The 11,223-nt window shown below is 73.8% G+C and carries 8 protein-coding genes; 4 read left to right on the top strand and 4 right to left on the bottom strand.

Annotation, left to right across the window (positions count from 1 at the left end):
• Positions 1 to 45 precede the first annotated feature (45 nt).
• From ACUJ8O_RS08645 to ACUJ8O_RS08635, 3 genes are all read right to left on the bottom strand, one after another.
• Positions 46 to 1,521: an RNA polymerase sigma factor gene (locus tag ACUJ8O_RS08645; protein ID WP_095347515.1), complete on the bottom strand. Its 1,476-nt coding sequence runs from the start codon at positions 1,519 to 1,521 to the stop codon at positions 46 to 48.
• A 235-nt stretch (positions 1,522 to 1,756) separates the two neighbouring features.
• A complete protein-coding gene (locus ACUJ8O_RS08640; RefSeq protein ID WP_012750911.1) occupies positions 1,757 to 2,815 on the bottom strand; it encodes a DUF4192 domain-containing protein in 1,059 nt (352 codons plus the stop codon).
• Between the two features lie 36 nt (positions 2,816 to 2,851).
• The gene (locus tag ACUJ8O_RS08635) at positions 2,852 to 3,808 is read right to left on the bottom strand and encodes a PAC2 family protein (protein WP_036314094.1); all 957 of its coding nucleotides are present in this window, start codon (positions 3,806 to 3,808) and stop codon (positions 2,852 to 2,854) included.
• Positions 3,809 to 4,041: 233 nt separating this feature from the next.
• On the opposite strand from ACUJ8O_RS08635, the gene ACUJ8O_RS08630 reads away from it, so the two are divergent.
• From ACUJ8O_RS08630 to ACUJ8O_RS08615, 4 genes are all read left to right on the top strand, one after another.
• A complete protein-coding gene (locus ACUJ8O_RS08630; protein WP_095347519.1) occupies positions 4,042 to 5,574 on the top strand; it encodes a leucyl aminopeptidase in 1,533 nt (510 codons plus the stop codon).
• Positions 5,575 to 5,689: 115 nt separating this feature from the next.
• Complete coding sequence (gene lpdA, locus ACUJ8O_RS08625; RefSeq protein ID WP_036336938.1) at positions 5,690 to 7,069, top strand: dihydrolipoyl dehydrogenase; 1,380 nt, start codon at positions 5,690 to 5,692, stop codon at positions 7,067 to 7,069.
• Between the two features lie 98 nt (positions 7,070 to 7,167).
• On the top strand, positions 7,168 to 9,024 hold the full coding sequence (gene sucB / locus ACUJ8O_RS08620) for a 2-oxoglutarate dehydrogenase, E2 component, dihydrolipoamide succinyltransferase (RefSeq protein ID WP_445373313.1): 1,857 nt from the start codon (positions 7,168 to 7,170) through the stop codon (positions 9,022 to 9,024).
• Between the two features lie 18 nt (positions 9,025 to 9,042).
• On the top strand, positions 9,043 to 9,387 hold the full coding sequence (locus ACUJ8O_RS08615) for a hypothetical protein (protein ID WP_010078527.1): 345 nt from the start codon (positions 9,043 to 9,045) through the stop codon (positions 9,385 to 9,387).
• A gap of 116 nt (positions 9,388 to 9,503) precedes the next feature.
• On the opposite strand, the gene ACUJ8O_RS08610 is transcribed toward ACUJ8O_RS08615, so the two are convergent.
• Positions 9,504 to 11,177, bottom strand: coding sequence for a serine/threonine-protein kinase (locus tag ACUJ8O_RS08610; protein WP_095347512.1), 1,674 nt, complete (start codon positions 11,175 to 11,177; stop codon positions 9,504 to 9,506).
• Positions 11,178 to 11,223 lie beyond the last annotated feature (46 nt).

Below are 11,223 nucleotides of genomic sequence, written 5' to 3'. Positions count from 1 at the left end.
GCCGGACCCCCGCGGGGGTCCGGCCCTTCGTCATGCCGCTGCGACTCAGTCCAGGTAGTCCCGGAGCACCTGCGAGCGGGAGGGGTGACGCAGCTTGGACATGGTCTTCGACTCGATCTGGCGGATGCGCTCTCGTGTCACTCCGTAGACCTTGCCGATCTCGTCCAGCGTCTTGGGCTGGCCGTCGGTCAGGCCAAAGCGCATGGCGACGACACCGGCCTCGCGCTCGGAGAGCGTGTCCAGCACCGAGTGCAGCTGCTCCTGGAGCAGCGTGAAGGAGACGGCGTCCGCGGGCACGACGGCCTCGGAGTCCTCGATCAGGTCGCCGAACTCGGAGTCGCCGTCCTCGCCGAGCGGGGTGTGCAGGGAGATGGGCTCGCGGCCGTACTTCTGCACCTCCACGACCTTCTCCGGGGTCATGTCCAGCTCCTTGGCCAGCTCCTCCGGGGTGGGCTCGCGGCCGAGGTCCTGGAGCATCTGCCGTTGCACGCGGGCCAGCTTGTTGATGACCTCCACCATGTGCACCGGGATGCGGATGGTGCGGGCCTGGTCCGCCATGGCGCGGGTGATGGCCTGACGGATCCACCACGTGGCATACGTGGAGAACTTGAAGCCCTTGGTGTAGTCGAACTTCTCGACGGCGCGGATCAGGCCGAGGTTGCCCTCCTGGATGAGGTCCAGGAACAGCATGCCGCGACCGGTGTAGCGCTTGGCCAGGGAGACCACCAGACGCAGGTTGGCCTCGAGCAGGTGGTTCTTGGCCTTGCGCCCGTCCGCGATGATCAGCTGGATGTCCCGGCGCTCGCGGTAGTCGTCGGAGGCCTCGTGCTGCACGACGTGCTCGGCGTAGAGGCCGGCCTCGATGCGCATGGCCAGGTCCACCTCCTGCTCGGCGTTGAGCAGGGCGACCTTGCCGATCTGCTTCAGGTAGTCCTTCACCGGGTCCGCCGTGGCGCCCGCCACGACCACCTGCTGCACCGGGGCGTCGTCCTCGGAGTCGTCCATGACGAACGCGCCCTTGGACTGGGCCACCTTCTGGCCTGTGGCGGCCGTCGTGCCGGTCACGGCCTCCGCGTCCATCGCCGGACGCTCCGGAGCGTCCGAGCCGTCCGCGTCCTCATCATCAGAGTCTTCGGTGGCGGTCTCGTCCGCCACCACGTCCTCCTCGACGGCGTCCGCGGCCTCGGTGCGCTCGCGCGCCTGGACGAGCTCCTCGTCGTCCTCGGCCTGCTCGGCGGAGCCGGCGGACGCGGTGGCCTTCTTGCCCCCGGTCGTGGCGGTCTTCTTCGCGGCGGTGGTCTTGGCCGTGGCGGTGGTCTTGGCCGCGGTGGGCTTCCGGGTCGCCTTCTTCTTGGCCGTCGGCGTGGCAGCGGTCTTGGTCGCCGCCGACTTCGTCGCGGTCGTCCGCGTCGTGGCGCCCTTGGTCGTGGCGCTCTTCGTGGCTGCCGACTTCTTGGCTGCCGTGGAGCGGGTGCGCGTGGTCGTGGCCTCGGAGGCAGTGGTCTCCTTGCCGTCCTGCACACCGCTGGTCGTCGAAGTGGTCACTCGAGGCCTTTCCGTCTCGTCCGCGGCCACCCGCGGATCCTTGCAGTCCATAGACACGTGACCCTGTCAAGTCGCGGCCTCGGACGACCGACGTCGTCCGGGCCCGCCGACTGCAGGGTCCGTGAGTGCCAACGACGGCTGAGACCGATCTATTCCGAACCCGGGAAACGGGCTGCGGTCGGCCGTGCCGTCGTGAAGCCGCATCATTCTCTCATGGGCGGCCACCGTCGGGCCGCCACGCGGTGGCCGGGTCGGTCGCCCAGCCTGCGACGCACCCCGCGGCCACGATGCGTCGCAGGACGGAGACGAACGGGTCGCCGGGACTCAGCGCCGCCGCCGCGGTCAGGTGGGCGTCCGCGTCGGAGCCGTGGCCGCGGGCCCAGCCGACCCACCCGGCCAGTGCCAGGGCCTGAGCCGCCACGGCCGGCGTCGCGACGGGCACGAGCGCGCGCAGCCCCGCCCGCAGGGCGTCCAGCCGGTCCCAGGCCGGCGCCCGGCGCGAGGCCGCGGTGAGGATCCGTTCCTCGTCCCCCGGATCCCCCGTGGCCGCGCCGGACGGCGCGGCGGCATGGAGCAGCAGGCCGTCGCGCCAGGCCGGACGCGTCAGCGGCGAGCCCAGCACGGCGGGTGCGGGCGCACCGCGGCCACGCGCCGTGCCGGTCAGCACCGGCTCCCACTGCGCCAGCCACGCGCGGCGTGCCGGGGGCGCGTCCTGCTCGGGCGGCCGCCACCGCGCGTCGTCGGGCCGGGCCGCGGCGGGACCACGACGCGGGACCGGGTCGGACACCGCCGCGCGGTCCCAGACCGAACCGCGGGTCATCAGGTGCAGGGACAGCGGCGCGGCTCGGGGGTCGAGGGTGCCCTCCTCGGCGATGCTGCTCCCCCACCAGGGGCGCGCCCGTCCGTGCGCGCACGTCCAGGCCGCGGCCAGGGGGCGACCCGCGGACGCCAGGGCGTCGTCGAGCGCCGCGGCCCAGCCGGGACGGGTCAGCGTGGCTCGGGCGCCGTCCGGCAACGCGAGGCAGAGCGTCGCGTCCGCTGCCGCGTCCCGCCGGCACACCTCGGCCACGGCGCAGGCCCAAGCGTCGACGTCGACCTCCTCGGGAGGCAGATCGACCCGCACCACAGCGCGCAGGCGCCCGTCGTGCAGGGTGAGGAGGACGAGGCTGTCCTCGGGCAACCGCCCGAGGGCGTGGCCGACGTAGGCGAGCAGGTCCTCCGGGCCGCGGGCCGGCAGGACGGGGGCGTCGAGCGAGGTGGGGGCTTCCATGCCGCCACCCTCGCCGACCGGGCCCCCGCGGTGGAATCAGTCCCCGTCGTCGGTGGACGGACGGCCGGGTCCGTCCTCCTGTGCAGGAGCGGACCCGCCGCCGGCGTCCCGCGCGGCGAGGTACGCCTCGACGGCGGAGGCGAGTTCGTCGCCGTCGGGCAGGCCCTGCTCGGTCTCGAGCAACGACCGCTCCTGGTCCTCGGCGTTCTGGTCGTAGTTGCGCTCCAGGCCGGCGATCATCTGCTGGATCTCCCCGGACCCGGAGACCTGGCGCTCCAGCTCGGCCTCGATGTCCCGCGAGGCGTCTCGCAGGTCGTCCGAGGGCAGCATGAGCCCCATGGCGGCCCCCGCGTACTCGAGCGCGGCCACGGCCGCCTGGGGGAAGGACGCCTCGGCCACGTAGTGCGGCACATGGACGGTGTAGCCCGCCGTCGGCAGGTCCGCCTCCTCGGCGCGCAGCTCGAGCATCTGCAGCAGCCCCGCGACGATGTCCGCCTCCGGGCTCCAGGTGGACAGCCCCTCGACGGCGTCGGCGCGGGACCCGTGGGTCGTGACCCCGAGCCGCCGCGTGTGCGGCACGGGCAGCGGGGCCGCGTCGAGGAACGTGAGCGAGTCCACCTCCCACTCCTGCGCGAGGCCGAGCACGGCCTCCGTCACCGCCTGCCACCGGAAGTCCGGCTCGGGGCCGGACAGCAGCAGGAAGGGGTGGCCGAGCAGGTCCTCGACCAGCTGCACCTCGAGCGCGGGCAGACGCAGATCACGGTAGCGGTCCCGGTCGAACCGGAGCCGGGGACGCCGGGCTCGGTAGTCGAACATCGAGTCGACGTCGAAGGAGACCACGGTCCGATGGGTCAGGTGCTCGTGCAGCGCGGCCCGCACCTGCCGAGCGACCCGGCCCGCATCCATGTGCCCGGTCAGGGCCACGAGCATGCCCAGGCCGGGGGGCACGGGCGCCCCCTCATGACGGGTGTACAGCGGCGCGGCGTCCTGCACGTCTCGTTCCCCTTCCGGTGGTCCGTCTGCGGGAGAGTCGTCCCCGCCGCCCGGATGGCGACGGACGCACATCCCTCCCTGTCCTCTGGCGTCAGTCAACCACGGCACGGCACCCTCCTATTCCGCGCCCGCGCGCCCTGGACGAGCGCGCGAGCCCTCTGGCTAGGATGACGCGGGACGGCCCGGCCCACCCCGCCGGGCGCATCCCCCACCCCCGGAAGAGAGGCCCGTCCGTGATCACCCTGGACCGCCCGACCCTGACCGCCCGCGCCCTGGAGGACTTGACCGCCTCCGCCCTCGTGGTGGGGGTGGGCACCGGCCCGGACGGCCCCGTGCTCCTGACGGACGCGCTGCCGGCCGAGGCGGCCACCGCCCTCGAGGCCTCGTTCGAGCTGCTGGGCGTGCGGGGCGCCGCGGACGAGGTCCATCGCCTGCCGGGCCTGGGCGGCGTGCCGGTGCCGCTGCTGGTCCTGGCCGGCGTCGGCGGTCTGGACGACGACGGCGAGGCCTCGGACGAGTCCCTGCGCCGCGCCGCCGGGGCCGCCGTGCGCTCCCTGGCCGGCACCGACGCCGTGGCCCTGGCCCTGCCGGCCGACACCCCGGCACGGCTGGCCGCCGTCGCCGAGGGCGCCGTCCTGGGCGCGTACGCCTTCACCGACCTGAAGTCCGAGCGCGCCCGCGCCGAGGCGGACTCGTCCCGTCCCGTCCGCGAGCTCGAGGTCGTCACCCCGCTCGCCGCCGCGGACGCCGACCCCGTGCTGCGCCGGGCCGCCGTCGTGGGCGACGCGGTCTGCGCCGTGCGCGACCTGGTGAACACGGCCCCCTCGCACCTCTACCCGGCCACGTTCGTGGACGCCGTCGCGGAGGACCTCGCGGACTCGTCCGTGAGCGTGGACGTGTGGGACGAGGACCGCCTGCGCGCCGAGGGCTTCGGCGGCATCCTCGCGATCGGCCAGGGCTCCTCCCGCCCGCCGCGGCTCGTGCGCATCGAGCACGCGCCGGCCGACGCCGCCGCGCACATCGCGCTGGTGGGCAAGGGCATCACCTTCGACACGGGCGGCATCTCGCTGAAGCCCGCCGCCTCGATGATGACGATGAAGTCGGACATGGCCGGCGCCGCCACCGTCTTCGCCGTCGTGCGCGCCGCCGCGGCCCTGGACGTCCCTGTGAAGGTGACCGGCTGGCTGGCGCTGGCCGAGAACATGCCCTCGGGCACCGCCATCCGCCCGTCCGACGTCATCACGATGTACGGCGGCAAGACCGTGGAGGTCATGAACACGGACGCCGAGGGCCGCGTCGTCATGGCCGACGCCCTCGTGGCGGCCACCGACGAGCGACCCGACGCGGTGCTCGACGTGGCCACCCTCACCGGTGCCCAGCTGGTCGCCCTCGGCGTGCGCCACACGGGCGTCATGGGTGACGACGCGCTGCGCGACGAGGTCGTCGCCGCGGCCGACGCGGCCGGGGAGCTCGCGTGGGGCATGCCCCTGCCGGAGCAGCTGCGCGCCTCGCTCACTTCGCGCGTCGCGGACATCTCCAACATGGGCGACCGCTTCGGCGGCATGATGACCGCCGCCACCTTCCTGCGCGAATTCGTCGACGCCGGACGGTCGGAGGGCGACGCCGCCGCACGGACCCCCTGGGCCCACCTCGACATCGCCGGCCCCTCCTTCAACGAGTCGGCCGCGTACGGCTACACCCCGCAGGACGCCACCGGCGTGATGGTGCGGACCCTGTTGGGTCTCATCGAGGGGCGTGCCCGGTAAGGTTGGTCCCGATGTCCACCGCGTCCCCGGCCGCGCGGCCCGCCGCCGACGGCCGGGGGTGGCGGTGACGCACCACCACCACGATCCACCGACCCCAGCACCAAGGAGCAACACCGTGGCCGACAAGGCAACCGCTCAGGAATTCGACGTCCTCGTCCTCGGCGGTGGCTCCGCCGGGTACGCCGCAGCCCTGCGTTCCGTGCAGTACGGCAAGTCCGTCGCCCTCGTGGAGAAGTCCAAGGTCGGCGGCACCTGCCTGCACTGGGGCTGCATCCCCACGAAGGCCTACCTGCACGCCGCCGAGGTGGCCGATGAGACCCGCAACGCCGCCAAGTTCGGCGTCAACGCGACCCTCGAGTCCGTGGACATGGCGAAGGTGCGCGACTACAAGGACGGCATCGTCGCCGGCAAGCACAAGGGCCTGGCCGGCCTGCTGAAGATGCGCAAGGTCCAGGTCATCGAGGGCGAGGGCAAGCTCGTCTCGAAGAACGAGGTCGAGGTCGACGGCACCCGTTACACGGCGGAGAACATCGTGCTGGCCTCCGGCTCCGTGGCCAAGACCATGGGCCTGCCCATCTCCAAGAAGATCATGACCTCCACGGAGGCCCTCGAGCTGGACTACACCCCGAAGTCGGCCATCGTGCTCGGCGGCGGTGTCATCGGCTCCGAGTTCGCGTCCCTGTGGAACTCCTTCGGCGTCGACGTCACCATCATCGAGGGCCTGAAGACCCTGGTCCCCAACGAGGACCCGGCGATCATCAAGGTCCTCGAGCGCGAGTTCAAGAAGAAGGGCATCAAGACCAACCTGGGCACGTTCTTCGACAAGGTCGAGGAGACCGACTCGGGCGTCAAGGTGACCCTCGCGGACGGCAAGGAGTTCGAGGCCGAGGTCTGCCTCGTCGCCGTCGGCCGCGGCCCGAACACCGAGGGCCTCGGCTACGAGGAGCAGGGCGTCAAGATGGACCGCGGCTTCGTCCTCACCGACGAGCGTCTGCACACCGGCGTCGGCAACATCTACGCCGTGGGCGACATCGTCCCCGGTCTGCAGCTGGCGCACCGCGGCTTCCAGCAGGGCATCTTCGTGGCCGAGGAGATCGCCGGCAACAAGCCGATGGTCGTCGAGGACATCAACATCCCGAAGGTCACCTTCACCGAGCCGGAGATCATGTCCGTGGGCTACACCCAGCCCAAGGCGGAGGAGAAGTTCGGCAAGGACAACGTCGAGGTCGCCGAGTACAACCTGGCCGGCAACGGCAAGTCCTCGATCCTCGGCACCGGCGGCATCATCAAGATGATCCGCCAGAAGAACGGCCCGATCGTGGGCGTGCACGGCATCGGCAAGCGCATCGGCGAGCAGATCGGCGAGGCGCAGCTCATCGTGAACTGGGAGGCCTACCCCGAGGACGTCGCCCAGTTCGTGCACGCGCACCCCACGCAGAACGAGGCCCTGGGCGAGGCCGCCATGGCCCTGTTCGGCCACCCGCTGCACAGCTGACCCACCGCACTGACCATCCCGGGTCCGTGCGTCGGGCCCACCTCGCAACCCCGGGTGGGCGCCCCCGGCGCCCACCCCTCATGAGGAGCATCGGAACCATGTCTGAAACCGTGAACCTGCCCGCCCTGGGCGAATCCGTCACCGAGGGCACCGTGACCCGCTGGCTCAAGGCCGTCGGCGACGAGGTCGCCGTCGACGAGCCCCTGCTCGAGGTCTCCACCGACAAGGTCGACACCGAGATCCCGTCCCCCGTGGCCGGCGTGCTCGAGGAGATCCTGGTCGAGGAGGACGACACGGTCGAGGTCGGCGCCCCGCTGGCCACGATCGGCGACGGCTCCGGCGGCGGCTCCGCCGACGCGTCGGAGGACGACGCCGCGGCCGAGGAGCCCGCCGTCGAGGAGGCGCAGCAGGACGACGCCCAGCAGGAGCCCGCAGGCGAGCCGGCTCCGGAGGAGCGCGCCTCCACCGACCAGGGCTCGGACGGGGCCCCGTCGGCCGGCGGCGAGGCCTCCGAGGTCACCCTGCCCGCGTTGGGCGAGTCCGTGACCGAGGGCACCGTGACCCGCTGGCTGAAGTCCGTCGGCGACGAGGTCGAGGTCGACGAGCCGCTGCTCGAGGTCTCCACCGACAAGGTCGACACCGAGATCCCCTCCCCCGTGGCGGGCACCCTCCTGGAGATCCGTGCGGAGGAGGACGACACCGTCGAGGTGGGCGCCGTCCTCGCACTCGTCGGCTCCGGCTCCGCCGGCGGCGGCACCGCCCCGTCGGAGAGCTCCTCCGGCCAGGACGAGGCGTCCGCCGAGGAGATCGAGGACAAGGCGACCGAGGCCGAGGCCCCCGAGGAGACCGAGGAGGCCGCCGAGGCCGCCGGGGCCGAGAAGTCGGAGGAGACGCCCGAGGCGTCCCCGTCCGAGGAGGCCTCCCGGCGCGAGTCCGATGAGCGCGACTCCGCGCAGGGCGAGTCCGCCGAGGCGCCCGCCGCCACCGAGCCCGGCCAGGGCTACGTGACCCCGCTGGTGCGCCGCCTGGCCCACCAGAACAACGTGGACCTGTCCACGGTCCGCGGCACGGGCGTCGGCGGCCGCATCCGCAAGCAGGACGTGCTCGCCGCCGCGCTGGCCTCGCAGGCCGCCGCGGGCGGGTCCGAGGCTCCGGCCGAGCAGGCCTCCGAGGCTGCCGCCCCGTCGTCGGCCGCGTCCGCCCCGGCCACGAGCTCCTCCGTGGACCCCTCGGTCCGCGGCGAGGTGGAGAAGGCGCCGCGCATCCGCCAGGTCATCGCCCAGCGCATGCGCGAGTCCCTCGACCTGTCCGCCCAGCTGACCCAGGTGCACGAGGTGGACGTCACCCGCATCGTGCAGCTGCGCAAGAAGGCCAAGGCCTCCTTCCAGCAGCAGGCCGGCGTGAACCTGACGTACCTGCCGTTCATCACCAAGGCGGTCGCCGAGGCCCTCAAGCAGCACCCCAAGCTGAACGCGTCGTTCTCCGAGGACAACAAGGAGATCACGTACCACGCGTCCGAGGACATCGCGATCGCCGTGGACACGGAGAAGGGGCTGCTGGTGCCCGTCATCAAGGACGCCGGCTCCCTGAACCTGACGGGCCTCGCCCAGAAGATCGCCGACGTGGCCGAGCGCACCCGCACGAACAAGATCTCGCCGGACGAGCTCTCGGGCGGCACGTTCTCGATCACGAACATCGGCTCCGTGGGCGCGCTGTTCGACACGCCGATCATCAACCAGCCGCAGGTCGCGATCCTGGGCACCGGTGCGATCGTGAAGCGCCCCATGGTGGTGACCGACGCGGACGGCAACGACTCGATCGCCATCCGCCACATGATGTACCTGTCCCTGACCTACGACCACCGCCTGGTGGACGGGGCCGACGCGGGCCGCTTCCTGACGACGCTGCGTCAGCGTCTCGAGGGCGGCGAGTTCGCCAACGAGCTGGGTCTCTGACGGAAAGGGAGAAGGACTGTGGATATCCTGCACAGCATCCTGGTGGCCGTGCACATCGTGTCCGCCGCAGCGATCGTGGGCGGTTGGTTCGCGCACTTCCGCAACCCGACCGTCACCACCTCGCAGTGGTGGGGCTCCGTGGGCATGATCGTCTCCGGCGTGGTGCTTTTCGGCCTCGCCATGAGCGGGGAGCCGAACCACATGAAGCTGGGCGTCAAGTTCCTGATCGGCGTCATCGTCTTCGTGGCCGCCCTGATCGGCCGCCGCAAGTCCAACCGCGGGGAGGTCGTGCCCACGGGCCTGGCCCACGCGGTGGGCGGTCTGGGCCTGGTGAACATCCTGGTCGCCGTCCTCTGGCAGTGATCAGCCCAGGCGGCTGACGCCGCACCACGCCGCGGGCCCCGGGGAGCTTCTCCCCGGGGCCCGCGGCGTCCCCCCGTCTGGACCGCCGGCCTCCGGCGCTGGATCCGGGCCCGGGGTCAGCGCGGATCGACGGTCTCGACCCGCCACGTCCGACCCGCCGCGCCGCCGTCCCGCCCCTCGGGGCCCTCTCCGTGGCCGCTGCGCAGGACCAGCACGACCTCCTCGGCCGTCGCCTCCCGATGCGCCGCCACGCGTCCCGCGCGGTCCAGCACGGTGTGGGCCGACGTCCGGAGCACGGCGTCGACACGCAGCGCGTCGTCCCCGGCCCGCCGGGCGGGTCCGGCCTGCTCCACCGTCACCTCGAGGCCGGAGAAGGCGAACCCCTCGTCCGTCAGCCGGCGCAGCAGATCCCGGTCGTTCTCCCACGCCGGTCCCCCGGGCACGGCGTAGGCGTCCAGTCGCGCAGGCTCCGGGTCGATGAGCGCGGCAGTCCGGGCGTGGCCGACCGCGGCCAGCGCCTCGCCCACGTCGACGGCGTCCTCCCCGGCGGCGTCCTCCCCGGGGGCACCCGCGTCCGGCACCCTCGCCGGCGTCCCGCTCTCCGGCGTCCCGTCCGCCGGGCGCGCCGCGTCCACCGAGGTGCCGGCCGGCACCGCGCCCGCCGGCTCCGGCGCCCCCTCCGTCGCGTCGCCCAGGGACGCCGACCACCACAGCCCCACGGTGCCGCCGCCGACGGCCAGCGCGGTGGCCAGCCCGGCGGCCACGAGGACGCCCCGGCGTGGCGCCGCCCCCCGTCGGCGCGCGAGCGCGCGCCGTCTCGGAGCCGCGCGTCGTCCCCGGCGTCGCCGCGTGGGCCCGGAGCCCGGCAGCACCGTGGGCAGCAGGTGCGCCACCTCGGCGGGGGCGGCCTCTCCCAGCGGAACCGGCTCGGGCCGGGCCGTCGCGTATACGGCTGCGGCGGCCTCCTCCGCGCTCGGCCGCGCCGCCGGGTCCGGGGAGAGCGCCGCATCGAGCAGCAGCGCGAGCTCGGGGGACGCTTCGGGGACCAGGACGGGCAGCGGCGCCCGATGCCCGGCGGCGCCCGGCGCCCGACCGGTGAGCGCGTACCAGCCCAGGGCGGCCCACGCATGGACGTCACTCGGCGCCCCCACCGCCGGAGACGCCCCCGGTTCCGCCCCGGCCCCCTCCACCGCGGCGAGCGCCTCGGGGGCCGCGAAGCCCGGCGTCGCCCCGGCCCCCGACGCCCCGCCGACCACCCGGGCGACGCCGAGGTCGGCGAGGGCCGGGCTGCCGTCGACGCCGAACAGGACGTTCGCCGGGGACACGTCGCCGTGCACCACCCCCTCGCGGTGCAGGCACGCGAGAGCCTGGGCGATCGGGACGAGCACGGTGACGGCCTGCCCCGGGCTCAGGGGTCCGACCCGCTGCACCATGTCCTGCAGCGTGCCGGCCGCGCGGTGCTCGGTGAGGACCCCGAGGCCCCGGTCCGTCTCCACCACGCCGAGCACGCGCAGCAGATGGGGATGCGCGACCCGTCCGGCCTGCGCCTCCGCCGCCAGCGCATCCGGCGCCGCGCCGGCACGGGGCACCTTCAGGGCGGCCCGGACGCCCCGACCGTCCTCGACGAGCCAGACCTCCGCCTGGGCGCCCGCGCCGAGCAGCCGGACGGGTTCCCAGCCCGGGGCGCGCGGCGCAGCCGTGCCCGGCTCCGACGACCTCTCCGGTTCGGTCTCCGGCCCGCCGCCGACGCGTCCGGCCGCGCCGCCGTCCGCCTCGTCCCAGTCCCGCATCGGTCTCCCCTCTCCGCCGCGCCGTCCGTTCCAGCCCAGGGTGCCG

The organism is Micrococcus sp. EWR3.9.1 (assembly GCF_052615555.1).
The sequence above is the reverse complement of the archived record's forward strand: the minus strand, read 5'-3'. Positions and strand labels throughout refer to the sequence as shown.

Excerpts from the sequence above, each read along its gene's own strand:
- ACUJ8O_RS08610 (WP_095347512.1), bottom strand. The coding sequence starts at position 11,177 with ATGCGGGACTGGGACGAGGCGGACGGCGGCGCGGCCGGACGCGTCGGC.
- ACUJ8O_RS08640 (WP_012750911.1), bottom strand. The coding sequence starts at position 2,815 with ATGGAAGCCCCCACCTCGCTCGACGCCCCCGTCCTGCCGGCCCGCGGC.
- sucB (WP_445373313.1), top strand. The coding sequence starts at position 7,168 with ATGTCTGAAACCGTGAACCTGCCCGCCCTGGGCGAATCCGTCACCGAG.